This is a genomic window from Propionibacterium ruminifibrarum (assembly GCF_900289195.1).
GTDB lineage: Bacteria > Actinomycetota > Actinomycetes > Propionibacteriales > Propionibacteriaceae > Propionibacterium > Propionibacterium ruminifibrarum.
Window position 1 is genome coordinate 220,597 of record NZ_OMOH01000004.1, and the last position, 25,737, is coordinate 246,333.

The following is a 25,737-nucleotide window of genomic DNA, read 5'->3' on the forward strand; positions in this document are numbered from 1 at the left end:
GCATCCTGTGAAACGCCTCTGGAATGGGCCTGGCAGGCGCGAATGCCACGACCGCGCCCTTGCTGCGGGCTAATGTTCCCGAACAACAGAACAGCGGCGAGGCTGTTCACGGACGCAAGGAGTCCTCATGTGCACGGGAATCAGGTTCACGGACAGTGACGGGAACATGTACTTCGGGCGCAACCTGGACTGGAGCACCTCGTACGGTGAGCATGTCGTCATCGTGCCGAAGGGCTTCCCGTCCGATTGGGCGTTCATGGCCGACGCCCCGGCCGGCCACGCGGTGATCGGCATGGGCATCGTCTACGAGAATCACCCGCTGTACTTCGACTGCGGCAACGACGCGGGCCTGGCCGTCGCCGGGCTGAACTTCCCCGGCTACGCCCAGTACGAGGACGCCCCCGTCGAGGGCCGGACCAATGTGGCCGCCTACGAGTTCCCGCTGTGGGTCGCCTCGACGTTCTCCACCGTGGACGAGGTCGAGGCCGCCCTCGCCGACACCGCCATCGTGGGCAGGCCCGTGAGCGAGAACCTGGACGTGTCCCTGCTGCACTGGATCATCGGCGACGGGCAACGCAGCATCGTCGTGGAGTACATGGCGGACGGCATGCACGTCCACCATGACACCGTCGACACGCTGGCGAACCAGCCGGCCTTCGACTGGCACCTGGAGAACCTGCGCAGCTACATCACGGCGACGGGCGGCCTGCCCGAGCCCGCCCACTGGCGGGACGCCGAGCTCGCCCCCTACGGCTCGGGGGCTGGGATGCGGGGCATCCCGGGCGACTACTACTCGCCGTCACGCTTCGTCAAGGCGGCCTTCCTCAACGCCCACTACCCGACCAAGGACACCGAGGCCGAGAACGTGGCCCGCCTGTTCCACACCCTGGGGAACGTGTCCATGGTCGACGGCGCGGCGCTCATGGCGAACGGCGCCTACGAACGCACCCTGTACACCAGCTGCTTCTCGGCCAGCACCGGCACCTACTACTACTCGACCTACGACGAACCGGCCCTGCGCCGCGTCCGTCTGGGCGACCACGCCGACGCCGACCCGGGGCGCCTGCTGGAGCTCGACCCGCAGCCCGGGGCGATCTCGGCGACCATTCGTCGTGTGTTCTGATGGGGGTGACTCCACCAGAACACACGACGAATCGCCAATGACCCGGGCCTTGTCCGGGGCCTGCGACCTGGGTCCAGCAGGCGGCGCCACCGGCGGTGGCCCCTGGCGCCGGGACAGGAGGGGCACGTCGTCCACGTCGAGCGATCTGTGGCGCTCCCCTCTGCCTGGAGCCTACCCGGTGCCACCGCCGCATCCCGGTTCCGGCAGGCGGGCGAAGACGACCCGGTCGTCCAGCAGCTGGTAGAGCTGGCCGGTCTCGGTGAACCCGGCGGCGCGCAGGGCGGCCACATGGAAATCCAGGCTCACCTTCACCGTGGGGTGGTCGTCGGCCCAGACCCTCTCGCGTTCAGCGGCCTCCTGCTCCCAGCCGGGCATGCCGGTGGCGGCCGCCCACCACTCGTCCCAGCCCATCACACCGCCATCGGCCACCGCGTCCTGCTGGAACGCCGCCCTCGCCGCCGGGGCGTATGCCGCCAGCCAGGGCGTGTGCTGCGCGTCGTAAAACAGGTGGTCGGCGTTCATGAACAGCGCGCCGGGCCCCAGCAGGTGCGGCAGGCGCTGGTAAAGCGCCACCAGGTCGTCCGGGTCCAGCCAGTGCAGGGCGGTCGCGCTGAAGGCGGCGTCGTACGGTCCGGCGGGGAGGCGGTCGGGCAGGTCGGGTGCGGTGAGGTCCGCCTCGATGATCCGCAGCCGGTCGCCGTACCGGTTCGTCTCGCGTGCCAGGCGCAGCAGTACCGGGTCGCAGTCGACGGCCACGGCCTCGCCATCGGGCAGCACGGCCAGGGCAGCGGACGCCAGGCTGGCCGGGCCGCCGCCCAGATCGAGCAGCCGCAGCGGACGCGCCCTCTCCTCGCGCAGCCGAACGAGGGCGTCCGTGATCATGCGGGTGCGCAGCTCGCGGAACTCGATGAAGGCGGTCTGTTGCCGGTGCCAGGCCTCGAGTAGTTCGTTCGGGGTCATCTGTTTCCTTCCTCGTCGGGTGTTTCCCCGGCCGCGTCCCGGGGCTCGGAGTCGAAGAGCAGATAGGGCCTGCCCCGGTGCTCGACGCGGTCCACGCGCATCCGGTAGACGGGAGCGATCCGTTCGGGGGTCAGCACGTCGGCCGGCTCGCCCGAGGCCACCACGTGTCCGTCGGCCAGCAGCATCACCTCGTCGCAGAAGCGCGCCGCCATGTTGAGGTCGTGCAACACGATCACCGTCGTGCAGTCGAGCTCACGCACGAGCTCCAGCAGGGCGAACTGATGGCGCAGGTCCAGATGGTTCGTCGGCTCGTCGAGCAGCAGATGGCTGGCCTGCTGGGCGATCGCCCGGGCCACCATCGCCCGCTGCCGCTCCCCGCCGGAGATGCGCGTGACGAGCCGGTCGGCCAGCCCGGTGAGTTCGACCCTGCCCAGCGCCTCGTCCACCAGGGCGGCGTCCGCGTCATTGCCGTAGTCGAACATCGTGCTGGTCGCGAGCCGCCCCAGGGCGACGCTGTCGCGCACCGTCAGCGGGAGCACCGCCTCGTTCTCCTGGGCGACCACCGCCACGCGGCGGGCGATCTCGCGGCGCGACAGGCCGGTGACGTCGTCGCCGTCGATGAGCACCCGGCCCCCGGCCACCCGCAGCGCCCGGTTGAGCGACAGCAGGAACGTGGTCTTGCCCGAGCCGTTCGGCCCGACGACGCCCACCACCTGGCCGGGGTTCACGGTCAGGTTCATCCCGTGGCAGATGGTCCGGCCGCCCCGGTCGATGGTGACGTCCTCGGCCTGGATCACCGTGCCTCGCCGATGAGCTGCGACAGGCGCACGGCGCCCTGCACCGACAACGTGTTCGGCGGGTCGGTCAGCCGGAAGGGCAGGACGAGCACGTGGCCGTCCTTGACCGCCTGCAGGTCGGCGGCCCCGTTGAGACCCATGAGGGTCTCGGTGAGCTGCTCGGTCGTCGTGCCGGCGTCGCCCATGAGGACGATCCACTGCGGGTTGCGGTCGAGCAGGTCCTCCATCGAGGCGTCGAAGACGCGTTCCTGGGTGTCCTCGTAGGTGTTCTTCAGCCCGTTCGCCTCGAAGATCGGCTGGACCATGGAGGGCGTGCCGTAGGCGTAGAAGACGTCCGACCCGGGTGTGAGGTACAGCGCCGCGGCGCTCTGGCCGGCAGCCGAGGTCTGCTCGATGTCGTCGAGCCGGGCGCGGACGCCGTCCATGAGGGCGGGCACCTTGTCGGAGACGCCGAAGATCGTGGCGGTCTTGGTGACCTCGTCCTCGACGTTGTCCCAGGTGGCGTGTTCCAGGGTCAGCTCGTCGCAGAAGGCATCCGGGGCGTAGAGCGGCACCCCCGCCTCGCGGAGCGCGTCGCGTTCGACGCCGCTGTCGTAGCCGATGACCAGGTCGGGGCGCACCGACAAGACGGCCTCGGTGGAGACGACGCGACCACCCGTGGCGTTGCCACTCGACTCGATCTCGGGGATGGCCTCGATCCGGCTCTGCAGATCGGGGTCGGCGTCCTGGAGGCCGGGGTCACCGGCGCGGGCGACGACATGGTCCATGAGGTCGAGGTCCTTGAGGATCGAGGCGCTGGTCCCGCCGATGATGACGACGCGCTCGGGCGCGGAGTCGAAGTGCAGGGTCTCGGTGCAACTGGTGACCTCGGCGGGGAAACCGGCGGCGCCGGCGGCCTCGCGCGCCGACGAGGCCGCCCGGTCGGCTGCGGACGAGCCGCAGGCCGTGAGCATCATCGTCGCGGCCAGTGCCGCGACGGCGGGTGCGAGTCTCTTCATGAGTTCCTTCCTTGTTGGTTCGCGGTGGTTTTGTGAGGCTGAGCCAGCAGGTCACCACGTGGCCCGGCTCCGGCGGATGATGACGATGAGGAAGGGGGCCCCGACGAGCCCCGTGATGACGCCGAGCGGCAGTTCGGCCGGTGCGAAGACGATGCGGGCCACCGTGTCGGTCCACACGCAGAACAGCGCGGCGGCCAGCGCCGTGCCGATGACGAGCAGGCGGTGCGAATGCCCGATGAACGAGCGCATCAGGTGGGGGATGATGAGGCCGATGAAACCGATCCCGCCGGCCCCGGCGACGGCGATGGCGACGGCCGCCGACACGGGAATGAGCAGGCCGATGCGCACCCGCCCCGGCTCGATGCCCACCGACTGGGCGGTGCGGTCGCCACTGGCCAGGGCGTCGAGCACGGGCCCCAGAACGGCCATGGCGATGACGAGGACGACGGCGGTGACGATCATGCGCGGCAGGTCGCCGTTGCCGATGCGGGCCATCGAGCCGAGCATCCAGAAGGTCACGGCCTGGCCGGCCTCGGCCGAGTCGGCCGAGAAGATGATGAGATTCGTCAACGCCTGGAAACCGAAGCCGACGGCCAGGCCGCCGAGCACCAGGTGCAGCGGGCTGTGGGTCCGGCCCGCCACGGCGAGCACGGCCGCAGTCGCCAGGGCGGCGCCGGCGAAGGCCAGCAGGCCGACCCCCGTGCCCGAGGAGATGCCGAGCACGATCATGGCGAGTGCCGCACCGGTCGAGGCGCCCGAGCTCACCCCCAGCACGTAGGGCTCGGCCAGCGGGTTGCGGACGATCGCCTGCATGACGACACCCGACACGCCGAGGATCGCGCCGACGGTCATGGCGCCGATGATGCGCGGCAGCCGGGTCTGCCAGACGATGGCGTCGGTCGTCCGGTCCCAGGTGATCTCGACGGGCAGGGAGGGCACGTGGCTGGCGATGACGCCGAAGACGTCGTGCAGGGGCACCGCGGCCGGCCCCATGGCGATGGTGAGTGCCGGTGAGAGGGCGAGAAGCACAGTGAGAAGGACGATCCGGCGCACCGTCGCGACGCGCCGCGATCGGGCCGCCGCCCGAGCCGTCGGTATCACGGCCTCCGACGCTCCGCTCGGGTTATCGGCTGGTGCACCGCGTCGGTGCTGGAGTGCGCTCATGTCTTCTTCCGTTGGTCACGCGAGGATCGCTACCCGTCCTTCGTCACGGAGCACAACTATGCTAAATAAGAATCATTCGCACAAATCCAGGATGACCCTGTACACGGCTCCGCAACGGCAGACAGCGGCCAGGCCCAGTCCGTACACGGTGACCCGACGGCCGACGCCCGTGTTGCCCGCGGTGGTGCGGCAGCTGGAGCTCACCATTGATGGACCGAGCCGACGGACTCACTGTCGCACATGACCCGGCCAGAACCCCATGTCATGGGCCAGTGAGAAGCTCACGGACCACGAGTTCGGGACCCGGGCCGCCGTGTCCGCACCGACGCGGCGGCGCAGAACAGAACAACGGACTGGCCGCGTCCCGCCCGTCTTTCGCGCATCGGTCCGCGGCCGGCGGGGCGCCCGCAGCCCCCGACTCCGGCAGAAGACGGCTCCTGCCGCGCACGGGCCGGGTCAGACCGGCTCGGCGACGACCTGGGGGACGCCGGGCGCGGCACTGCGCTCAACGGCGCTGCGGTCGGTGGCCACGACGAGAACGGCGATCGCCCACACCATGAGCAGCACGACGGCCGCGGGGACGAGGGCCCCCTGGGGCAACCCCAGGCTGCTGAACAACTGCCCCAGGTTCGTCATGACGATCGCCCCGCCCACGAGGGCACCCATGATCTTCGGCGGGATCCGGCTCACGAGCCATGCGGCGATCGGAGCGGCGACCAGGCCGCCGGCGAGCAGCACCAGGACATGGGTCAGTCGCACTCCGGAGCCGCCCAGGCCGACGATGAAGCCCGCCGAGGCGGCCAGCGACACCAGGAACTCCGAGGTGTCCACCGAGCCGATGACCGTGCGCGGCGAGGTGCGTCCGGCGCTCACCAGGGCCGTGGTCGAGACCGGCCCCCAGCCGCCACCGCCGGTGGCGTCCACGAACCCGCCGAGCAGCCCGAGCGGGACGAGGAAGCGCCGGCCGTGCGGGGAGACGCGGGACTCGCTGACGGCGGCGCCGCGACGCCGGAAGGAGCGGAACAGGATGAACAGCCCGAGCCCCACCAGGAGGAGGGCCATCACGGGTCTGGCCGCCTCAGTCGACAGGCTGGACAACACGGTGGCACCGAGGAACGCGCCGACGGCCCCGGGGACGCCCAGCCGCAGCACGAGCCACCAGTCGACGTTGCGCAGCCGCCAGTGCGAGACCCCGGAGGCCACGGTGGTGCCGAGTTCGGCCATGTGCACCGAGGCGCTGGCCGTGGCCGGTGTCAGGCCGCCCGCGAGCAGCACCGAGGTGGAGGTGACGCCGTAGCCCATGCCCAGTGATCCGTCGATCAGCTGGGCGGCGAGACCGGCCGCGGCGAGAAGAACGAGTTGCTTCATCTGAGGATTCCTTGCCCGAGTTCCTGAAGGAGTACGTGGAAGGGCCACGGACGGAATCACTGCTGCTGAAGGAGATGGAAGGACCACGACATGGTCGTCTTCCCGCTGCCCGCCCGGCCCGGGCAGCCGCGAGGGGAACGGCTGCGGTCAGAGGCGAGGAGTACGACAGGCCATCGCGGCGACACGCACCAGGTCGATGTGGCGCCGGACGACGAGACGAAGCATGACACGAGGGTATCGCCCCGGGCCCCGGTCGGGCAATGCGGAGCATCCCCGACGGCGGGCGTCGGGCGCGTGGCGTTGCTAGGGTTCACTCATCACCGGGCCGGTTCGCGTGGCATGGCACGGCGGCCGGATCCCGACCACCGATCGTCTGACTCCAAGGGGAGGACATGCTCGGAACCAGGTACCCCCGCGTGGGCCGGGCAGTGGCGTTGTCGTCGCTGGCGGCGGTGCTCTGCGCGACCGCGTGCACGCCCTCCCCCTCGCCTCGTCCCCAGCGTTCGGGCAGCGGCTCGGCCGCCCCGGCGAGCAGCGCGGCCTACGACTACTCCCCCTTCACCGAGCAGACCTACGAGCAGGTCGAGGTGAGCGACGACCCCACCCGGGTCACCCGCTTCCTGCCCGAGCTGAACGTCTCGCAGGCCCACTCGATGATCGCCAGCCGGGAGAGCCCCCGCGAAATCCCCGGCCCCGACCCCCAGTACTGGATGAACGCGGTAGTCACACTCGAACAGGACTCGGTCGAGGCGCTGGCTGAACGCGTCGATCCCCACGAGTTGAGCACGCTGCCCGCCCTCGCCCCCGAGCTCCAGCAGTACGTCCCGGAGGGCTGCACCTTCACCCGGCTGCCGCTGAAGAACGCGACGCCCGTCACAGGTGCCACGCCGGCCAGCGCCGACAGTTTCCAGCTCACCGCGTTCTCGCTGTCGACCGGCTGCTCGACGGCGATCATCATGGCCGAGATCGTCTACTGAGCGGCCTCAGCGCCCGGGCGCATGGACCGTGCTCGTGGCCCCGGACTCCTCGACGAGCAGGCCGTCGACGACCGTCGTGAATCGTGGCGCCTCGCGCAGCATGGCCCCGTCGCTGGAGTAGATCGTCCAGCTGTCGTCCCTGCTGGCCCTGCCGCCGTGGGTGTAGGTGCGGGCCAGCACCATCGACCCATCGGCGCTGACCAGATCGATGAAGTCGGCATCGATGAGTTCGCGTGAGGGCAGCATCCTGATGCTGCCGCCGAAACGGATGGCCACCACCTCGCCCGAGGCATCGACACCGGCCTTGGTCGTGAACCGGCTGCTCATGAGCAGGTCGTCCCGGGAGTAGAGCAGCCCGCTCGAACCGTAGCCGGGCAGGTTGATCGCGTCGACGTCCCCACGGCGGTTGCCGTTCAGGTCGAAGACGAGCCGGGACAGCCCGCCGCCGTTGCCGTTGGTCGTGAAGCCGTTCCACAGCCATTCGACCGACAGTTCGTCGCCGGCGTGGTCGTACTCGGTGGGGTCCAGGCTGAACCGGCCGGTGTCCAGGTCGATGACGGCGATCTGCGCGTCGGCATACGAGACGCACCCGAGATGATCGCCGAGGAAGCGGCACTGGCCCCACCAGGGCAGGTCGAGCCGCCAGTCCACCGCGCCGTCGGGGCCGACGGCGAGCACCTGTTGGTTGTCGGGGCCGGCCGCCTCGGTGATGACCAGGGTTCCGTCGCGCTCGCCCTGGGCTTGGACGAAGGACAACTCCTCACTGTCCTCGAGGACGACCCGCTGCCCGCCGGTCGCTATGTCGACGGCCACGAGCCGGTTGAGCCCGTCGTCCGTCACCCGCGCGCAGTAGACGGAGCTGGCCAGGACGGCGGCACGGCCCATGCACCTCAGCCCGGTGACCCGCCAGCGTTCGGCGCCGGTGGCGGTGTCGAGGCCGACCAGGTCCTCGCTGCTCTCGTCCTGGCCGTTGGAGCCGCGTTGCGTTGCGACCGTCGTCCAGTCCGAGGAGCGGCCCAGCACCGTCGCATCGGTGCGCCACGAGGTGTACCCGTCGGCGTAGCCGGTGTTGAGCCAGTCGCCGTCGGAGCTCTGCGGCGAGTAGGCGACCCGCCGGGCGGCGTACTCGGCAGTGCCCGGGCCGCCCAGGAGGGTGTTGGTCACGAGCCCTGCCACGAGGACGAAGACCACTGCGAAAATGACGAGCCAGACCCGCAGGATCCTGCGGGCGCGGTCACCCAGACCGCGGCGGGCCGGCAGTACCGGGGTGTCGGGGTCGTCGGTGCTGGCCCGCCGAGGGGAGGCCTCGGGATGCAGCGTCGGGCCACTGGCGTGGCCGGGCTGCTCGGTGCTCGATGACGCGTCCGGTTCGGGGGTGTCGGACGCGCCCTGCTGCTGCGACATTGGTGTTTCTCCCAGATTGTGTGCGCCCCATCCAATCAGCCCGTCGGCTGTGATGGTGTGCGCCCACGCCCGGCGCCGCCGCAATGGCCGCCCCTGCGGGCGGGGAGGAGGCGCCGAGTAGCCCATCAGGTCCGAGCCACGTAGCATGAGCCCATGGCCTACACCCTCGGAATCGACATCGGCGGCTCGGGCATCAAGGGCGCCCCGGCCGACCTCGACAAGGGCGAGTTCGCGCTCCCCCGCCTGCGCATCCCCACGCCGCAGCCATCGACGCCGCAGGCCTGTGCGCAGGTCATCAGCGAGATCGTGGACCACTTCGGCGACCAGACCGAGGGGCCGATCGGCGTCACCGTCCCGGCGCCGGTCATCCACGGCGTCACGCCCTCGATGGCCAATCTCGACCAGGGCTGGGCGGGGTTCGCCGCGCAGGACTTCCTTGCCGAACAGCTGCACCGCCCGGTCAGGCTCCTCAACGACGCCGACGCCGCCGGCATCGCCGAGATGCGCTTCGGCGCCGGCCGCGACAGGGATGGCCTGGTCATCATGACGACGCTCGGCACCGGCATCGGCACGGCCCTGTTCTACAACGGGGTGCTCATCCCCAACAGCGAACTCGGCCACATGGAGGTCAACGGCCACGACGCCGAGACCCGCGCCTCGTCCGGCTACCGCGAGCGCGAGGGCCTCAGCTACAAGAAGTGGGCCAAGTCGTTGCAGCGCTACTACGCGGCGCTGGAGCGCCTGCTGTGCCCCGATCTGTTCATCGTCGGCGGCGGCGTGAGCAAGAAGCACGACCGTTTCCTGCCCCTGCTCGACCTTCACACGCCCATCGTGCCGGCCCAGCTGCGCAACGAGGCCGGCATCATCGGCGCGGCCCTGGCCGCGGCGCAGGACTAGGCCAGTTCCCAGCAGGGCCTGCTGACCCCACATTTCGCGCTCACCCTGCGTTTCTCGTGCGTCTTTTCACGAAGAACGCAGGATCGCCAGCCCGACGACGAGGTCTCCACCCAGCCGACCCCCTCCGGGCCACAGACGCCCTGCGGTTTCCGTGTGTCTTTTCACGAGAAACGCAGGGTTTCTCACTCGACGATCAGCCGCCAACCACCCAGAGAATCGCCTGCCAACCCCAGGCCTCGCGCTCACCCTGCGGTTTCCGTGCGTCATTCCACGAGAAACGCAGGACGAGGCCGCAGGGGCGCCTCAGCCGAGGCGTTCGCCGGAGCGGAGCCCGGCGGCCTCGGCGGCCGCACGGGCGCCTGCGAGGACATCGGCCACGGGGCGGCCGAGGTCGGCGGCCAGGGCCGCCACGTCGTCGAACTCGGGCTGGGCCTGGACGATGACGCCGTCCCGGTGCCCGATCTTGACCCACACCGCGTGGCCGTCGACGGTGACCGTGCGCCAATCGCGGGCCAGCACGTCACGGACGACACCGGCGTAGCGGCGCACACCGAAAGTGCTCGTCAGCGTCATGATCCGGGCACTCAGGGCGTCGGCCTGGGCCGGCGCGCAGAGCACGTGGAGCACGTGTGCGGGACGGCCCTTCTTCATGACCGCCGGCTCCGACCAGGCGTCGAAGGCACCGGCCGTCATGAGGGCGGCGAGCACCTCCGGCCAGACACGCGGGTCGAGGTCGTCGATGTTGGCGGCCAACTCGCAGACCTCATCGGAGCCTGCCGGCTGGGTGTCCTCGTCGCCGAGCACGACCCGCACCACGTTGGGACGTCCCGGGATGTCCTTGGTGCCGGCCCCCACGCCGACGGCTCGGGTCGTCATGGCGGGCTGGGGGCCGGGGCGCTCGGCGAGGACGGTGACGAGGGCCATGCCGGTCGGGGTGCAGAGCTCTCCCGGCATCGGACCGCCGGCCCCGCCGTGGCCCTGGTGCCCCGCGGCATGCTCGTGGGTGTCGTGGCCGTGCGGATGCGTGTGGGCGTGGTCGCCCCCGTGGTGGCCGTGGTGGTGCCCGTGGTGTCCTGCCGGCACGAGCCCGGCCGTGGTCGGCCAGCCCAGGGCGAGCTGCGCGACGGCCGGGACCGGCACGGGCATGAGCCCGTGGGCCACCTGCACCTCGCCGGCGCCGACGGCGACCGGGGTGGCCACGACCCTCTCGACGCCGAGCAGGCGAAGCCCCTCGCAGCAGGCGACGACGTCGGCGATGGAGTCGAGCGCGCCCACCTCGTGGAAGTGGATCTGCTCGGGGTCGACGCCGTGCACATGGCCCTCGGCCCGGGCGATCGCCTCGAAGACGGCCAGGGCGCGAGCCCTCGTCGTCGGTGCCAGCTCGGCCCGCTCCAGCAGGGCGCGGATACTCGCCCAGGTGCGGTGCGGCGGGTCGTCGACGAGGGTGGCGACCTCCGCCTTGGTGGCGCGCATGCCCTGGCGCGTGGCCGGTGCTGCGGTCAGGCGGACGGAGCCGGGGATGACGGCGTCGACGGCGGCCTGCAGGGCGTCGACGTCGGCGCCCGCGTCGATGAGTGCGCCCATCATCATGTCGCCGGCCATGCCGGCGGAGGCGTCCAGCCACAGGGTCGTCATCGTGTTCTCCTCATTGATCTGTCGGGGCAAGATTCGCGTGCGCGATCTGTGCGGCGAGGTGGCCGGCTCCGTAGCCGTTGTCGATGTTGACCACCGCCACGCCCGGTGCGCAGGCGTTGAGCATGGCCAGCAGCGCGGTCATCCCCTCGAAGGCCGCCCCGTAGCCCACCGAGGTGGGCACGGCGATGACCGGGGCCGCGACGAGCCCGGCCACCACCGATGGCAGGGCACCATCCATACCGGCCACGACGACGATGACGGACGCCTGTTCCAGCAGGGTACGCCGCGCGAGCACCCGGTGCAGCCCGGCCACCCCCACATCGACGACCAGCTCCGCGCGACAGCCCAGGTAGCGGGCCGTCAGCCAGGCCTCCCGGGCCACCGGGATGTCGGAGGTACCGGCGCAGGCGACGACGACGAGACCGCCGCGGGCCGCCGGCACCTCGCCGGGCCACGCGAGCAGGCCGGCCTGCTCGTCCCACAGCGCGCCGGGCAGGGCCTCTGCGACGGCCTCGGCGCGCCGGGCGTCCATGCGGGTGAACAGGGCCACCTGCCCCGCGGGGCGTTCGCGCAGCGCCGCGGCGATGGCGACCAGCTGGCCGACCGACTTGCCGGGCCCGTAGACGGCCTCGGGGATGCCGCGGCGATCGGCGCGGGCGGCGTCGAGGTCGGCGATCCCGTCCAGGGGGCCGGGCCCGGGCCCGGCGGCGGCGCGCTCACTCATGGCGGTTCACGCTCACCAGTGGCAGGGTGAACGCGCCCGACTGGATACCCGCCAGGTCGAGCGTCACGAAACGGAAGCCGGCCGCCCGCACGCCGTCGACGACGCGCCGGCGCAGCTCGTCGTCGGCGAGGCGTCCAAGCTCGTCGGCGGGCACCTCGATGCGGGCGACGGCGCCGTGGTGGCGCACCCGCACGTCGCTGAAGCCCTCGGCCAGGACGACGTCCTCGGCGGCGTCGATCTGACGCAGCTTCTGCCCGGTCACCTGCTGCCCGTGCGGGATGCGGCTGGCCAGGCAGGGGGCGGCTGGCTTGTCGGCGACGGGCACGCCCCAGGCGCGGGCGATGGCCCGCACCTGCGCCTTGCTGAGGCCGCATTCGGCGAGGGGGCGCAGCACCGCGTGGTTGGTCGCGGCGCGGGCGCCGGGGCGGTCGGGCCGCAGCCTGTCGTCGGCGTTCTCGCCGTAGGCGACGGCGGCCAGCTGGTAGTCGCCGGCGATTTGCTCGTCGATGACGGTGAACAGCTCGTTCTTGCAGAAGAAGCAGCGGTCGGCGCCGTTGGCCGTGTAGCCGGGTATCTCGTCCTCGTGCGTCGTGATCTCGGCGAGTCGCACGCCGATGGCCTCCGCGGTCTCGTGCGCCGTCCGGCGTTCGCGGCGGGCCAGCGAGTCCGAGACGGCCAGCAGCGCCACGACCCGGTCGGGGCCGAGGGCCCGGACCGCTGCCGCGCACAGCAGCGCCGAGTCGACGCCGCCCGAGTAGGCGATGCCGAGGCGCCCGGTGGGCAGCGCCGCGCGCAGGTGCTCGACCAGCAGCGCGGCCTTCTCGCCGACGCCGCCGTGAGCCGGGACTGGTACAGCGCTCACATGCGCTCCGGGGCTGCCATGCCGAGCAGGTCGAGGCCGGCGGCCAGCACCTGGCGGGTGGCGGCGCACAGGCCCAGCCGTGAGGAGAGGACCTGCCCCTCGCTCCTGAGCACGGGGCACTTCTCGTAGAAGACCGAGTACTTGGTGGCCAGTTCGAACAGGTAGGTGCACAGCTTGTGCGGGGTCAGTTCGGCGGCCACCTCGTCGACCGCCTCGCCGAAGCGGGTCAGCCACAGGGCCAGTTCCTGCTCGGCGGGTTCGTCGATGACGGTGACGGGCCCCGTCCGGTGGCCCTCGGCCTCGGCCCTGCGCAGGATCTGGCAGACGCGGGCGTGCGCGTACTGCAGGTAGGGGCCGGTGTCGCCGGTGGTGGCCGTCATGCGTTCGGGGTCGAAGACGTAGTCCTTCTGCAGCGCGTTCGACAGGTCGGCGTACTTGATCGCGGCCAGCGCGATCTGGGGGGCGGCGTGCTGTTCGGCCTCGTCCAGCAGGTCGTCCAGGTGCACGGCCGTGCCCTCGCGGGTGGAGAACTTCTTGCCGTCGGGGCCGAGCACCATGCCGTAGCCGACGTGGCGTGCCTCGACCCGCTCGGGCAGGTAGCCGGCCTGGCGGGTGAGCGCGAAGATGAGGTTGAAGTGGTAGGTCTGTTCCGAGCCGACGACGTAGATGAGCCGGTCGGCGCCCAGCTCGTCGACGCGGTAGCGGACGGCCGCCACGTCGGTGACGTCGTAGCCGTAGCCGCCCTGGGAGTTGCGCAGGATGGCGGGGGCGTCGAAGCCGTCGACGAAGACGACGAGGGCGCCCTGGTCGTGCACGGCGATGCCGCGTTCCTCGAGGTCGGCGCAGACCTGCGGGAGCATCTCGTTGTAGATCGACTCGCCGGCGTAGTCGGCGTCGGTCAGGCGCACGTTCATGCGCGCATAGGTCTGGTTGAAGCCGTTCTTCGACAGGCCGACGAGCTTGTCCCACATCCGGCCGGTGGTCTCGTCGCCGGCCTGCAGGGCGACGACCCGGTCGCGGGAGCGGGCGGCGAAGTCGTCGTCGGCCTTGATGTGGGCGTTGGCGCGCTGGTACAGCTCCTCGGCGCCGGCCAGGTCGAGGGCGTCGAGGTCGAGGCCCTCGTCGAGGGCCTGTTCGATGAGCATGCCGAACTGGCGGCCCCAGTCGCCGATGTGGTTCTGCGCGATGACGGTGTGTCCCTTGGCCGCCAGGACGCGGTGGAAGCAGTCGCCGATGATCGTCGAGCGCAGGTGCCCGACGTGCATCTGCTTGGCGGCGTTAGGCGCCGAGTAGTCGATGACGACGCGCTGGGGGGTCTGGGCCTGGGCGATGCCCGCGTGCTCGTCGGCGAGCTGGGCGTTGACCGCGGCGGCCAGCACGTCGGAACGCAGCCGCAGATTGATGAACCCGGGGCCGGCCACGTCGGGGGTCTCGCACAGGTCGTCGATGTCGAGCCTGGCGACGATGTCGGCCGCGACCTCGCGCGGCGGGCGTCCCTCGGCCTTGGCCAGGCGCAGGGCGACGTTCGACTGGAAGTGCCCGAACTGGGGCTTCGTGGCGGGTCGCAGCTCGGGATCGACGCCGGCGACGGCCTCGATGCGGGCGGCCAGCTGGGACGGCAAGGACGGCATGACATTCATTCTCTCACGGGGCCGGGGGCCGGCCACCGCAGTGCAACCGGCTTGCAGTGACCGGGCCGGCGAGCAGGGCCAGGCGCCACCTGCCGCCCCGGGGGCCCGTGACAGGCCTGCGCCGTGGGACGGGCCGGCTGAGCCTGGCCGCTCAGCGCCCGTGGCGGGCCAGGGCGTCGGTGACGGACGTCTCCTGTGCGCCCATGATCGTCGCCTCGCGGCGTTGCACCAGGTCCACGATGAGCTTGGTGTTCGAGCCGAGCTCGCGGACGACGCCCCAGCGCCACGTGCTCGTCGCGTGGGGCTGCTCGTTGCCGACGCCGATGGCGTCCAGGCCGAGCATCCGGCAGGTCGTGACGGCCCGTGCGATGTGGTAGCTCTGCCCGATCACGGTCACCGAGGTGACGCCGAAGATGTCGCGCGCCCGGTAGCAGGAGTCGTAGGTGTCGAGCCCGGCGTAGTCGGCGACCACGTCCTCGCGCGGCACGCCCTGCTCGACGAGGTAGCCGACCATCGCGTCCGGTTCGGAGTAGGAGGTGGTGCGGTTGTCGCCGCTGACGAGGATGACGCTCACCGAGCCCGCGTTGTACAGCGCGACGGCCTCGTCCAAGCGGCCCGACAGATATGGCGACGGCGTGCCGTCCGCTGACAGCCCCGCCCCCAACACGAGGGCGACGTCACGGTAGGGGGCCTCGGTCGCGTCGTAGATGCGGTCGTGGGCGACGACGCGCACCCATGCGAAACCGCCTGCGGCGACGATGACTGCCAGCACGATGACGGCGCCGACGAGGCGGCGCAGGAATTTGAACATCGCGGGCTCCTCCGATGATCGGGGTTGTTCGTGCAGGGGTTTTCGCGCGGGGCGCTCTTTCGAGGCTACCCGGGGATCACCTGTCGGCCGGTATCCGCCCCGGCGTGGCCGCACCCTGTACGCCCCGGAGGGCGTCTTCGCGGCTGCGTCAGCGCGGCCGCAGCTCGGGGTGCAGGAACCATTCGCGCAGCGTGCTGGTGCGCTCGGCGACCTGCTCGGTCGTGCACTGGGCCAGTCGGGGCCCGCCGCAGTGCCTGCGCAGCGCGGCGTGCACGTGCGAGTGCGGCACCCCGACAGTGCGGGCGTACTGGGACACGAGCGAGTTCAACTCCTTGCGGGACGCCTCGAGCGCCTTGTGCAGGCTCACCTGCTGCGGCACCTTGGCCTTGCGGTCGGCCTTCTCGTGGCGGCGCATCTGGCGGCGCTGACGCTCCCGCAGCAGCGCACTCACCTGGTCGGGTTCGAGCAGCCCCGGCAGCCCGAGGTAGTCGGCCTCGTCCTGGCTGGTGGCGTCGGCCGGCAGCCCGTAGGCCTGCGAGTCGAAGAGCACGTGGTCGAAGTTCGCGTGCGCCTCGAGCGCCTCGAAGCTGCCGAGCAGGTCGTCGCTGGCCTGTTCGGCGCGGTTGGCGGCCGCGAGCAGTGCCTCCTCGGGCGCCCACAGGTCGCCCTCGTCGTTACGCGGGCGGCCGATGACGTGGTCGCGTTCGCGTTCGAGCAGGGCGGCGTGCGCCAGGAGGATCGGCACGGTCGGCAGGAAGACGGTCGCCAGCTCGCCCTTGCGGCGGGTGCGGACGAAACGCCCGACGGCCTGGGCGAAGAACAGCGGCGTCGAGGTGTTCGTCGCGTAGACGCCCACGGCCAGGCGCGGCACGTCGACCCCCTCGGAGACCATGCGCACGGCGACCATCCAGCGTTCGTCGGACTCGGAGAACTCGGCGATGCGGCGGCCGGCGTTCGCGTCGTCCGAGACGACCAGCGCCGGAAGCTCACCGGTGACCTGGTGGAGGATCCGCTGGTAGGCGCGGGCCAGCTCCTGGTCGGATGCGATGACCAAGCCGCCGGCGTCGGGCATGTGGGTGCGCACCTGGCTCAGCCGGGTGTCGGCGGCGCGCAGCACCGAGCCCATCCACTCGCCCTTCGGGTCGAGTGCGGTGCGCCAGGCCGACGCCGTGACGTCCTTCGTCGCCGGTGCCGCCAGGTCGGCCTCGATCTCGTCGCCCATCCTGGTGCGCCAGCGCATCTGCCCGCCGTAGGCCATGAAGATGACGGGACGGACGACCTGGTCGCGCAGCGCCTCCGCGTAGCCGTAGGTGTAGTCGGCGTGCGAGTGCAGGGAGCCGTCGTCGAAGCGGTCGTAGCGGACGAACGGGATCGGCGAGTCGTCGCTGCGGAAGGGCGTGCCGGTCAGGGCCAGGCGGCGGGTTGCGGGTTCGAAGGCCTCGGCGATCGCGTCGCCCCAGCTCAGCGAGTCACCGGCGTGGTGGATCTCGTCGAGGATGACGAGCGTCTTGAAGTTCTCGGTGCGGGCCCGGTAGTGGAAGACGCGGGCGGCGACGCCGGCGTAGGTGACGGCCACCCCGTCGTACTGGCGGCTGCGGCCCTTGCGGCCGGCACCGCCCAGGCCGGGGTCGAGCTGGATACCGACCTTGGCCGCGGCCTGGGCCCACTGGGTCTTCAGGTGCTCGGTGGGGCACACGACGATGACGCGCTGCACGATGCGGGCGCCGAGCAGTTCGGCGGCTACCCGCAGAGCGAACGTCGTCTTGCCCGCGCCGGGGGTTGCCACTGCGAGGAAGTCGCGCGGTGATGCCTCGTTGTAGCGGGCGAGGGCGTCACGCTGCCAGGCGCGCAGCCGGCCCGATGTGCCCCACGGCGCACGGCCGGGGAAGGCGGGCGACAGGTGCTCGAAGGCCGAGGTGCTCATGGCGCCGCTCCCCTCGATTCATCGGTTCCGCCTGGTCAGCGCCCGGTTCAGAGCGCTTGACGTCTTCTTCGCCGCCCTCGGCACGGTTCAGTCGGCCGATGCGGCACAAGGCTCCACATGGTAGCGATTCGGGGCGGTGTGGCGAAAAACCAGCGGCCTCCCCACGTGTCCGCTCCGGGGCGAACAGCCTCCCCGACGCCTCCCTGATGCGAGGGCTGGGGGCTTGGCAAGGGGGTGTGCGATGGAGAAAAATTGCGTTGTTCGTCTCCGGCGGGGCATCCGCCGAGCCGGGACGAGCGGGTGGAACGTGAGTCCCGAGACACCGCCTCACGGATCACCCCTACCGACGCACGGAGCTGGGTACCCCTCGACGAGCGCCTGACCACATGTGTCGGGTCATCGGAAACCGCCGGCCTCGCGCCTCACGACAGCGGTGGCGCATGAAAGGTGAGCATGAGCGAGAACAACGGCCACGACATCCCCTGGCCCGGCGCTCAGCCCAACGGGACGAATGACCCCACCCGATACAATCCCGTGCAGGGCCCCGGCCGGCCGGCCGAACCCCGCGGGCCGCAGCCCGATGACGACGCGACACGCTCCTGGGGCACCGACGAAACCATGGCATTCGGCCCGGACGACCAGAAGACCATGGCATTCGGCCCGGACGACCAGAAGACCATGGCATTCGGCCCGGACGACCAGAAGACCATGGCATTCGGCCCGGACGACCAGAAGACCATGGCATTCGGCCCGGACGACCAGAAGACCATGGCATTCGGCCCTGGTGCGAACCAGGCGGGCCCCCACGGCAACCCGCCCGAGCAGCCCGGAAAACCCGCCGGTCAAGACGAGCCGGGCGCCGAGAAGACCCTCTTCGACGTGACCGGCCAGGGTCCCACGGCACCGGGCCAGTGGCCCCAGCCTGACCCGTCGGCCATGTGGCCGGGTCAGGCGGGTGCTGCGATGCCCGCCGGGCAGCAGAATCCCCAGGCCGGCTGGGCCCCCGACCAGCCCTACCAGCCACCCCAGAACGGATCCCAGCCCTACCAGGGCCAGAACGCATACCAGCAGCCCTACCAGGGACAGCAGCCCTACCAGGGCTCCGGCGGGTACCCGTACCAGGGGCAGGCCGATTACCAGCAGGGCGGGTACCAGCAGTACTACGAGCAGGGCGGGTACCAGCAACCGGCGCAGCCCGGTTATGGCCAGCCCTGGTCGGACCCACGGGCCGAGAACATCGCCGGCCACACCAGCTGGGACGCCTCCGGCCAGTTCATCCCGTACCAGCAGCCGAACCCTCAGGTTCAGGGCTTCTACAACCAGCTGGGCCAGTGGGTGCCCTACCAGCAGCCGCAGCCGCCCCGGTCGAGGTCGAAGAAGGTCGCCGGGGTCGTGGCGGCCGTCGTCCTCGGTCTCAGCGCGCTGGCGCTGGGCGCCAACGAGGTGAACAATGCGCTGAACCCGACGCCGACGTACACCCCGACTCACCCGCCCTCCTCGGTGCCCTTCCCTACGCCGAGCACGGATGTCCCGAGCGCGTCGACGAGTGAGCAGACCCCGGCCACCGACGCCCAGTCGCGGGGTGTCGTCCTCATCGAGAGCGAGCTGTCGAACGCCACGTCGGCCGGTACCGGCATGGTGCTCAGCTCAGACGGCTACGTGCTGACGAACTACCACGTCGTGCAGACGAGCACCGCGATCTACGTGAAGGTGGCCAGTACCGGTGACACCTTCGAGGCGACGATGATCGGGCACGACGCCACCAACGACGTCGCGCTGCTCAAGCTCAACGGCGCCAGCGGCCTGGACACGGTGAAGGTCGACGACGACACCGTCTCCGTCGGTGACGACGTCACCGCCGTCGGCAACTCGAACGGCCAGGGCTACCTGTCCGCCGCGGACGGGAAGATCACCAACACATCCACGACCGTCACCGTCGGCTCAGAGCTCGCCGACAGCGGCGAGGAGACCCTGGTCGACGTGTACGAGACCACGTCGCAGGCGGTCCCCGGCGACTCGGGCGGGCCGCTGTACGACGACGAGGGCGAGGTCACCGGCATGACGACCGCCGGCGAGCAGGACAGCAATGGCGCCTCGGCCACGACGCTGCGCAGCTGGGCGATCCCCATCGCGCATGCGATGAAGATCGTCGACCAGATCGAGGCCGGCGACGAGTCCGGCACGGTCTCGATCGGGCCGAAGGCCTACCTGGGTGTCAGCGTCGAGGAGGCCGCCGGCGCCCTGATGATTACCTCCGTTGTCGAGGACGGCCCGGCCGCGAAGGCCGACCTCCAGGAGGGCGACAAGATCGTCTCGGTCAACGGCACCCCGGTGACCACTCAGAGCGCGCTGTCGTCGGTACTGGAGGATCTGGAACCGGGTGACACCGCCACCCTCGAGGTCACCCCGCTGGCCGGCGGGGACAGGACCGTCAAGGTGACCCTCGGCGAGAGCCCCGTCAACTGATCTGGGGTTTTCTGTCACGTGGCAGGGTCAGGTGCCCCCGCGCTGGTTGCGCGGGGGCACCTGTTCGTTGCCGGTGCCGGGGCAGGGATGCCAAATCCGACGGGATCCGGCCGTTTCCGCGCTTTTCCGGTCTGAAACGGCCAGATCCTGTCAGGAAAAGCATGCCCACGGCGCCGGTCGCACCGGGATGCCCGAGGTTGTCTTGTAGGTCCATTTGCCAGCCCGGGGCTGTTCGTGCGAACCGGAACGGGCGAGAATGGGTCCCATGACCGCACAGGACCGTTCACGCATCAATGCAGCCATCAACCTCCGCCTGTCGCTCTTGGGTCTGCCGCTGCCGGAGAATGCCGACGGAAGCACCGAGACCGCTCTGGTCGAGCCGCTCCTCGCCCGCCAGCGCGAGTTGAGCCGCCGCCTCAACCAGCAGTTGAGCGCCCCTGACAAGCGTGTCCAGACATTCCTCGACGACTACCTGTCCGACACCGGCCTGCAGCCGCAGCTGCCGCGCACCACTCTCGTCCTGGACGAGCCGGGCCTGGCCCGCGGCCTGTCGCTGCCGGTGGACGGCGACGAGTTCCACTCCCCCGTGATCGAGTCGTACCGGCTCGTCAACGGCGTCCTGCACAACCCGAAGAACGACCGGCGCACCACCGCAGGCGTCTTCCACATCGCCACCGGCGGCCTGCCGATCCCCGAGGACAAGATCGAGGTCGACAAGACCGTGTTCGCCCGCATCCTCGAGGCGGCCCTGCAGGCCCCCGACGACGAACTGATGCTGCCGTACACCGCGAACATGACCACGCCGGCCCGCTGCTGGGTCTCGCTGCTCATGCACCCGATCGTCGTCCCCGAGGTGCCCGGGCGGGCCCGCCGCCGCAGCTACGAGGTGCGTTTCATCGCGCCGGGCGGCCTGGTCGCCAACCTCGACTTCGTCGAAGCCATCTTCGGCAACGGCGGCGACCCCTACCTGCCCGAGAACGACGCCTCGCTGGACCCGGCCTCGTGGACCGGCACGACCGGCTGCGTCATCCTGGCGCCGCACCTGGTGGGCACCCTCACGAAGAAGGATCTGGGGCTGCCGTCCTGGGACGAGGCCACCGAGCGGCAGCGCCGGGACGGCCAGTGCTGGAAGAGCGCCGACGAGCTCTACAACGACGGCAAGTCCTTCAAGGTGTGCGCCCGCGACGAGCGCGGCGTCATCGTCACCGTGCTGGCCGACAACTACTTCGGCTACTGCAAGAAGGAGGTCAAGACCCAGATCTCCTACTCGGCGAACCTGCTGGGCTCCGCCGAGGAGGAGCACTCCGGCGGTGCCATCACCTACCCGGCGTGGAACCTGGGCGTCGAGTTCACCGACCGCACCCCCGACGGCTGGACGCTCGACGACGCCCTGGCCCGCAACCCGGACCGTTTCGCGGTGCAGCCCGAGGGCCATGCCATCGACCGGAAGTGGCCGAACATCGTCCTGGTGCCCGAGCATGCGCGCTATTCGATGCGTGAGCAGAGGATCTCGTGGTCCAGGGGCGGTGTCGAGCAGTCCATCAAGCTGCTCGCCGACAAGCAGTACCTGTCCCCCGACGGCTACCGGGTGCACGCCAAGCACCGTGAGATGGACGCCACCCAGTGGCACCTGATCGGTGTCCTGCAGGAGGCCACCCAGTGCCACAAGCCGGCCACCGTCTCCGGCGGCGGCAAGTCGGAGATCTCCAAGTCGATCGCCGACGCCTTCCAGTTCGGCAACGCCCACGTCTCCGATTTCGAGGCGGACATGGACGCGGTCGACGAGTTGTTCCGCCGGGACTACTGCAACCGCTTCGCCGACGACTCCCTCAACGGCACCGACCACCGGCCCGTGCTGAGCAGGGAACGCAGCCTCGGATCGGTCATCAAGCTGCTGACGCCCTCACGCGCCTACACCGAGGAGTACAACACCTTCCTGCGCAGCATCCGCCAGGACGTCAAGGAACTGGCGTTCATCATCAAACGCCACTACCGCCCCGAGTGGGGCGACGACTGGCGTTCGCACTTCACCGTCGACACCATGAACGGCCACCACGGCAACATGGTGCGACTGGACGGCGAGAAGGTCATCATCAACATGCTGCGCGTCGGTTTCGAGCCCGACGGCTCGTGGCGCATCTTCAGCCTGCGCCCCGACTTCAGCCCGGCTGTCAAGGTGCAGTCCGAGGACGACATCACCGCCAGCACCGTCACCCCGCCGTGGGGAGACCCCGAGGGGACGCCGCGCAAGTACGTCGAGAACTGCGAAATGCTGCTCTTCCAGCGTCCCGACGACGCCATCCACCGCGGCTACGACAAGCAGGCCGAGGCCGACCTGGCCGGCGCCGACGACACCTTCATCTCGAACTTCGAGCCGCTCACCAGGGCGCAGGCCCGCGAGATGCTCACCGACGTGCAGACGCTCAGCGAGTTCACCAAGCCCGTCCAGGACCTCATCGCGAAGGCCGCGGCCGGCGCCGACGACGAGTCCCCGACCTTCTGGACCTGTTCCGACGAGCCGCGTCACCTGCCCGACGGCACCCGCTCGAGGAATCCCCGCTACCTTCAGCGGCGTCCTGTCGACGCCAACCCGGAGCTCACGGCGGTGGCCGACGTGGCCAGCAAGCTCTTCCTCAAGCTGCCGATGGACGAGCCGGCCCCGCTGCCGGTCGACCTGGTGGCGGCGGGCCGGCGCAACAACCCGCCCGAGGGCAAGATCCCGCCGCTGTGCGCCTACAACCCGCTGCACTACATGGAGCTCCCCGAACTGTTCATGGAGTTCATCAGCTCGATGACCGGCAAGTCGCCGTCCACGACGGGGGCCGGCTCCGAGGGCGCCCTGACGAAGGGCCCGTTCAACGCGCTGGCCCCGGTCGTCGACCTCAACGCTGCGCTGCTCAGCTACGTGCTGACCGGCTATGACGGCTGGTTGAGCTCGGCCGGGTACATCGGCCCGAACGTGCGCGTCGACCACGACATCTCGATGCTCGTGCCCGAACTGTTCAGCCACATGAAGCCGCACGAGCGCGACGCGAGGACCCTCATCGAGCAGGGCTTCCTCGACAAACTCGAGGACTACGAGTTCAACGGCCGCACCGTGCAGGCCTCGCGCCTGGGCTACCGCATGAACGACCGGCTCGCGACCACCTACTTCGGGCGCATCTTCCTGCACCCCGACGTGGTGTTCACCGACGAGATGCTACGCCCGGAGCTGCAGGACGAGCAGGTCTACGCCGACTCGATCGACGTGATCGTCGCCACCCACCAGCGGGTCGCCCAGCTGTACATCGACGACGGCACGATCTCGCAGGCGATCCCCCCGCTCAAGGGGCTGCTCGAGATCATGGCCAACGGCCGGACCGCCGAGGGCTGGACCCTCGGCTCGCCGGAGTTCCGCGAGTTGTTCACCCGCGAGTCCGTGCTGGCCTCGGACTGGTACGCCGCCCGCCTGGACGCCATGCAGGCCGAGGAGCTGCGCCTGACGAACGAGGGCATCGCGCGTCTGCGCGAGTACACCGAGCGCCCGGACGCCCTGGCCACCGCGGAACGCGTTGGTCTGCCGCAGCGTCTGGCCGCCCTCGAGGAGGACGCCCGGCGCATCGCCTCCGACGAGTACCGCGCCTCACTGGTCGGCACCCTCGGCCGTCAGGTGAGCTTCCGCTGATCGCCAGCTGACATGTGCTGGGGCCGCGCGAGACGCGGCCCCAGCACTTTTCGTACCTCGTTCCTCAGGCGCCCTCGGCGGCCGTCATGAGCGGGGCCAGGCCCTCGGCTCGGGCGAGCGCCTGGTCGTCGCCGCAGGCGGTGAGCCAGTTGGCGAGCATCAGGTGGCCGCCCTCGCTCAGCACCGACTCGGGGTGGAACTGGACGGCCTCGACGGGCAGGGTGCGGTGCCGCATGGCCATGATGATGCCGTCGTCGGTCGTCGAGGTGACCTCGAGCTCGGCCGGTACGGTGGCCGGGTCGACGGCGAGCGAGTGGTAGCGGGTGACGGTCATCGGGTTCGGCAGTCCCGTGAAGCAGCCCCTGCCGTCGTGGCTGATCAGGCTCGTCTTGCCGTGTCGCAGCTGCGGGGCGCGGGTGACGCTGGCGCCGAAGGCGACGGCCATGGCCTGCAGGCCGAGGCAGACCCCGAAGACGGGCAGCCGGTGGCCGATCGTCGCGATGACGTCGACGCAGACGCCGGCGTCCTCGGGGGCGCCGGGGCCGGGCGAGACGAGCACCCCGTCGAAACCCTCGTGCCAGCCGTCGTGCCCGAACCGCGGGTCGTCGTTGCGCCAGACCTCGACCTCGGCGCCGAGCTGGGCGAGGTACTGGACGATGTTGTAGACGAACGAGTCGTAGTTGTCGATGACGAGGATCCGGGACATGGCCGAAGTCTAGGCCGGATGTGGCCCTGGCCCCAGAACGGGCAGTACCGTGGTTGTCCGGCTACCCGAACGCAAGGGACGACACCCCACGCCAGAGCTGGTGCTGCATGCGAAGAGCTTCTTCCACTGCCTAGCCAGATCCTAGCCCTGCCTGCCATGCTGTGACCTGTGCAGGGGGCCGGTGGTTGAGCCCGATGCCAGTGGCGGCTGCTGGAGCACATCGCGGTGACGGACGAGCCCGATGGCTGGTTTCCCATACCATGCTCGCCACGCAGAAGGTTCTCATCGAGGTCGGACTGGGGGTGACCACCAGATGGGTGACACGACGTGAACGGGGTCCGGTTCACCGACGAGGACATCGAGCGGTGGGCCACCGAGTCCGAGAAGGGCTACAACGGCAAATACTTGGGCCGCTCGGTTCCCGGACGCCCCATCAGTGCGGGTGAACGGGCGCGCTCGTTCACTCTTCGTCTTGATGCAGAGCGCCGGGCGAAGCTGGATGAGGTGGCGCGGGAGCGCCGCATCACGGCCTCGCAGCTGATGCGCGACCTCATCGACTCGCTCTGACGGACCTGCCAGCAAAGGGTCCAGGCACCGTGGCCGAGGAATTGACCGGCCAGCACCGGGGCGTGCCTGTGCACAGGCGCAGGCCGGGGCTGGGTGGCGAGTTCATTCCTGTTCTAGGCTGCGGATGAATTGGCAGTTCGCGTTGGAGGCGTCATGGGTGGCAATGGGTTCCCCTCCATGCCGTCAAGCGAGCTCAAACGTCTTCTGTGCGTGCAGCTCGGTTACCGAACTGGGAGACTCGGGTAAAGGGTCGCACTGTTGGCTGGTGTCAGAAACGCATCCGCGCATACGATGGGCTTTCCACCGCAGGGAGGTCAGCAGCATCGAGGTCCGCAGGCTCTTGGTGAACCAGGTCGGTCTGACACTCGAGGAGGCAAGGAGATTGGTGAAGTGATCATTCACGCGATCGTCTCGGCCTACGGACCAGCGTCGTTCGGCCTGTCCAGCCCACAGCTGCCCGAACTCTTCGCCGGAAGCGGCTCGCTGGACGAGTACGACCAGGACGGCATCGTCGCTCTTCTCAGTGAAGCGGGCGCTCCTGACGAATACCAGTTGTGCGTTCACCGTCAGGTCTACACGTCCCGCGAGGACCGAGAGTGGTTCGTTCGCTTGTTCCAGGATCCTCGCCCTGACGACGCGGCAGACCGCAGAACCACTCTGCGTCTGCTGCGCGGGCTGCTTGAAACAACGCCTGCGCCTGTTGATGACGCCCGACATGCCGTGACCGGCGAAGTACTGTTCATCATCGCCCGCCCCGAGGACACTCTCGGCTGGCTGACCGAGCAACTCCATGCCCACGACGTCGCAACAATCGTCACCCGGGCCGGGGACAACTCCCTGTTGATGCTGGACGTCACCAGGAGTGGAGACATCGAGGGCACGCAGTATCAGCCGGAAACCACCGTGATCCAGCTCATGGAACGCAGCAGGGGCAAGGCGCATTCGCACGCATCGGCTCCCGACTTCTTGACCGGAACAGTTCCGGCCGAGGTTTCTCGGGTCGGCGAGCTCATCAGCGTTGGCCACTGAGCGCGCTGCCGCCCGGCTGCCGGGTGAAGC

General features: G+C 70.2%; 20 protein-coding genes. 7 read left to right on the plus strand and 13 right to left on the minus strand.

What is annotated here, in order from left to right:
* Nucleotides 1–127: 127 nt before the first annotated feature.
* Entirely contained in the window at nt 128–1,123 is a 996-nt protein-coding gene (gene bsh, locus PROPJV5_RS06285) for a choloylglycine hydrolase (RefSeq protein ID WP_119715482.1), read from the plus strand.
* 171 nt (nt 1,124–1,294) lie between these two features.
* Here bsh and PROPJV5_RS06290 read toward each other — a convergent pair whose 3' ends face one another.
* From PROPJV5_RS06290 to PROPJV5_RS06310, 5 genes are all read right to left on the minus strand, one after another.
* Nucleotides 1,295–2,083 carry a class I SAM-dependent methyltransferase gene (locus PROPJV5_RS06290; RefSeq protein ID WP_119715483.1) on the minus strand — a complete coding sequence of 263 codons (789 nt, stop codon included), beginning with the start codon at nt 2,081–2,083 and terminating at the stop codon, nt 1,295–1,297.
* Nucleotides 2,080–2,880, minus strand: coding sequence for an ABC transporter ATP-binding protein (locus PROPJV5_RS06295; protein ID WP_119715484.1), 801 nt, complete (start codon nt 2,878–2,880; stop codon nt 2,080–2,082). Before PROPJV5_RS06295 ends, PROPJV5_RS06290 begins: the two co-directional genes overlap by 4 nt.
* Nucleotides 2,877–3,878, minus strand: coding sequence for an ABC transporter substrate-binding protein (locus tag PROPJV5_RS06300; protein ID WP_119715485.1), 1,002 nt, complete (start codon nt 3,876–3,878; stop codon nt 2,877–2,879). The genes PROPJV5_RS06295 and PROPJV5_RS06300 overlap by 4 nt, the downstream gene beginning before the upstream one ends.
* Nucleotides 3,879–3,929: 51 nt before the next feature.
* Nucleotides 3,930–4,907, minus strand: coding sequence for a FecCD family ABC transporter permease (locus PROPJV5_RS06305; protein ID WP_420812719.1), 978 nt, complete (start codon nt 4,905–4,907; stop codon nt 3,930–3,932).
* Nucleotides 4,908–5,498: 591 nt separating this feature from the next.
* The gene (locus PROPJV5_RS06310; protein WP_119715487.1) at nt 5,499–6,410 is read right to left on the minus strand and encodes a sulfite exporter TauE/SafE family protein; all 912 of its coding nucleotides are present in this window, start codon (nt 6,408–6,410) and stop codon (nt 5,499–5,501) included.
* Nucleotides 6,411–6,802: 392 nt separating this feature from the next.
* Here PROPJV5_RS06310 and PROPJV5_RS06315 point away from each other — a divergent pair, with 392 nt between their 5' ends.
* Nucleotides 6,803–7,387, plus strand: coding sequence for a hypothetical protein (locus tag PROPJV5_RS06315; protein ID WP_119715488.1), 585 nt, complete (start codon nt 6,803–6,805; stop codon nt 7,385–7,387).
* Nucleotides 7,388–7,393: 6 nt separating this feature from the next.
* Here PROPJV5_RS06315 and PROPJV5_RS06320 read toward each other — a convergent pair whose 3' ends face one another.
* Nucleotides 7,394–8,791 carry a hypothetical protein gene (locus PROPJV5_RS06320; protein ID WP_119715489.1) on the minus strand — a complete coding sequence of 466 codons (1,398 nt, stop codon included), beginning with the start codon at nt 8,789–8,791 and terminating at the stop codon, nt 7,394–7,396.
* 153 nt (nt 8,792–8,944) lie between these two features.
* Between PROPJV5_RS06320 and ppgK the strand changes: the two genes are divergently transcribed.
* Nucleotides 8,945–9,688, plus strand: coding sequence for a polyphosphate--glucose phosphotransferase (gene ppgK, locus PROPJV5_RS06325; protein WP_119715490.1), 744 nt, complete (start codon nt 8,945–8,947; stop codon nt 9,686–9,688).
* A 303-nt stretch (nt 9,689–9,991) separates the two neighbouring features.
* On the opposite strand, the gene larC is transcribed toward ppgK, so the two are convergent.
* The 6 genes from larC to PROPJV5_RS06355 form a co-directional block, all read right to left on the minus strand.
* Entirely contained in the window at nt 9,992–11,323 is a 1,332-nt protein-coding gene (larC, locus tag PROPJV5_RS06330; protein ID WP_119715491.1) for a nickel pincer cofactor biosynthesis protein LarC, read from the minus strand.
* Nucleotides 11,324–11,333: 10 nt separating this feature from the next.
* Complete coding sequence (gene larB / locus PROPJV5_RS06335; protein ID WP_119715492.1) at nt 11,334–12,047, minus strand: nickel pincer cofactor biosynthesis protein LarB; 714 nt, start codon at nt 12,045–12,047, stop codon at nt 11,334–11,336.
* Entirely contained in the window at nt 12,040–12,909 is an 870-nt protein-coding gene (larE, locus tag PROPJV5_RS06340; RefSeq protein WP_119715493.1) for an ATP-dependent sacrificial sulfur transferase LarE, read from the minus strand. The genes larB and larE overlap by 8 nt, the downstream gene beginning before the upstream one ends.
* The gene (gene argS / locus PROPJV5_RS06345; RefSeq protein WP_119715494.1) at nt 12,906–14,540 is read right to left on the minus strand and encodes an arginine--tRNA ligase; all 1,635 of its coding nucleotides are present in this window, start codon (nt 14,538–14,540) and stop codon (nt 12,906–12,908) included. The genes larE and argS overlap by 4 nt, the downstream gene beginning before the upstream one ends.
* A 151-nt stretch (nt 14,541–14,691) precedes the next feature.
* Nucleotides 14,692–15,351 (minus strand): SanA/YdcF family protein, encoded by a 660-nt coding sequence (locus PROPJV5_RS06350; protein WP_119715495.1) that lies wholly within the window; start codon nt 15,349–15,351, stop codon nt 14,692–14,694.
* A 148-nt stretch (nt 15,352–15,499) separates the two neighbouring features.
* Complete coding sequence (locus PROPJV5_RS06355) at nt 15,500–17,275, minus strand: DEAD/DEAH box helicase (RefSeq protein ID WP_119715496.1); 1,776 nt, start codon at nt 17,273–17,275, stop codon at nt 15,500–15,502.
* Between the two features lie 453 nt (nt 17,276–17,728).
* Here PROPJV5_RS06355 and PROPJV5_RS06360 point away from each other — a divergent pair, with 453 nt between their 5' ends.
* Together PROPJV5_RS06360 and PROPJV5_RS06365 are read left to right on the plus strand one after the other, a co-directional pair.
* Entirely contained in the window at nt 17,729–19,741 is a 2,013-nt protein-coding gene (locus PROPJV5_RS06360; RefSeq protein ID WP_119715497.1) for a S1C family serine protease, read from the plus strand.
* A gap of 265 nt (nt 19,742–20,006) precedes the next feature.
* A complete protein-coding gene (locus PROPJV5_RS06365; RefSeq protein WP_119715498.1) occupies nt 20,007–23,405 on the plus strand; it encodes a PPi-type phosphoenolpyruvate carboxykinase family protein in 3,399 nt (1,132 codons plus the stop codon).
* Nucleotides 23,406–23,469: 64 nt separating this feature from the next.
* Here the strand turns inward: PROPJV5_RS06365 and PROPJV5_RS06370 are convergent, their stop codons facing one another.
* Entirely contained in the window at nt 23,470–24,111 is a 642-nt protein-coding gene (locus PROPJV5_RS06370; protein ID WP_119715499.1) for an aminodeoxychorismate/anthranilate synthase component II, read from the minus strand.
* Nucleotides 24,112–24,438: 327 nt separating this feature from the next.
* Here PROPJV5_RS06370 and PROPJV5_RS06375 point away from each other — a divergent pair, with 327 nt between their 5' ends.
* Nucleotides 24,439–24,678 carry a CopG family transcriptional regulator gene (locus PROPJV5_RS06375; protein ID WP_119715500.1) on the plus strand — a complete coding sequence of 80 codons (240 nt, stop codon included), beginning with the start codon at nt 24,439–24,441 and terminating at the stop codon, nt 24,676–24,678.
* Nucleotides 24,679–25,068: 390 nt separating this feature from the next.
* A complete protein-coding gene (locus PROPJV5_RS06380) occupies nt 25,069–25,707 on the plus strand; it encodes a hypothetical protein (RefSeq protein WP_119715501.1) in 639 nt (212 codons plus the stop codon).
* Nucleotides 25,708–25,737: the final 30 nt, after the last annotated feature.

Excerpts from the sequence above, each read along its gene's own strand:
- bsh (WP_119715482.1), top strand. The coding sequence starts at position 128 with ATGTGCACGGGAATCAGGTTCACGGACAGTGACGGGAACATGTACTTC.
- PROPJV5_RS06290 (WP_119715483.1), bottom strand. The coding sequence starts at position 2,083 with ATGACCCCGAACGAACTACTCGAGGCCTGGCACCGGCAACAGACCGCC.
- PROPJV5_RS06300 (WP_119715485.1), bottom strand. The coding sequence starts at position 3,878 with ATGAAGAGACTCGCACCCGCCGTCGCGGCACTGGCCGCGACGATGATG.
- PROPJV5_RS06310 (WP_119715487.1), bottom strand. The coding sequence starts at position 6,410 with ATGAAGCAACTCGTTCTTCTCGCCGCGGCCGGTCTCGCCGCCCAGCTG.
- PROPJV5_RS06315 (WP_119715488.1), top strand. The coding sequence starts at position 6,803 with ATGCTCGGAACCAGGTACCCCCGCGTGGGCCGGGCAGTGGCGTTGTCG.
- PROPJV5_RS06320 (WP_119715489.1), bottom strand. The coding sequence starts at position 8,791 with ATGTCGCAGCAGCAGGGCGCGTCCGACACCCCCGAACCGGACGCGTCA.
- ppgK (WP_119715490.1), top strand. The coding sequence starts at position 8,945 with ATGGCCTACACCCTCGGAATCGACATCGGCGGCTCGGGCATCAAGGGC.
- larC (WP_119715491.1), bottom strand. The coding sequence starts at position 11,323 with ATGACGACCCTGTGGCTGGACGCCTCCGCCGGCATGGCCGGCGACATG.
- larB (WP_119715492.1), bottom strand. The coding sequence starts at position 12,047 with ATGAGTGAGCGCGCCGCCGCCGGGCCCGGGCCCGGCCCCCTGGACGGG.
- argS (WP_119715494.1), bottom strand. The coding sequence starts at position 14,540 with ATGCCGTCCTTGCCGTCCCAGCTGGCCGCCCGCATCGAGGCCGTCGCC.
- PROPJV5_RS06350 (WP_119715495.1), bottom strand. The coding sequence starts at position 15,351 with ATGTTCAAATTCCTGCGCCGCCTCGTCGGCGCCGTCATCGTGCTGGCA.
- PROPJV5_RS06355 (WP_119715496.1), bottom strand. The coding sequence starts at position 17,275 with ATGAGCACCTCGGCCTTCGAGCACCTGTCGCCCGCCTTCCCCGGCCGT.
- PROPJV5_RS06360 (WP_119715497.1), top strand. The coding sequence starts at position 17,729 with ATGAGCGAGAACAACGGCCACGACATCCCCTGGCCCGGCGCTCAGCCC.
- PROPJV5_RS06365 (WP_119715498.1), top strand. The coding sequence starts at position 20,007 with ATGACCGCACAGGACCGTTCACGCATCAATGCAGCCATCAACCTCCGC.
- PROPJV5_RS06370 (WP_119715499.1), bottom strand. The coding sequence starts at position 24,111 with ATGTCCCGGATCCTCGTCATCGACAACTACGACTCGTTCGTCTACAAC.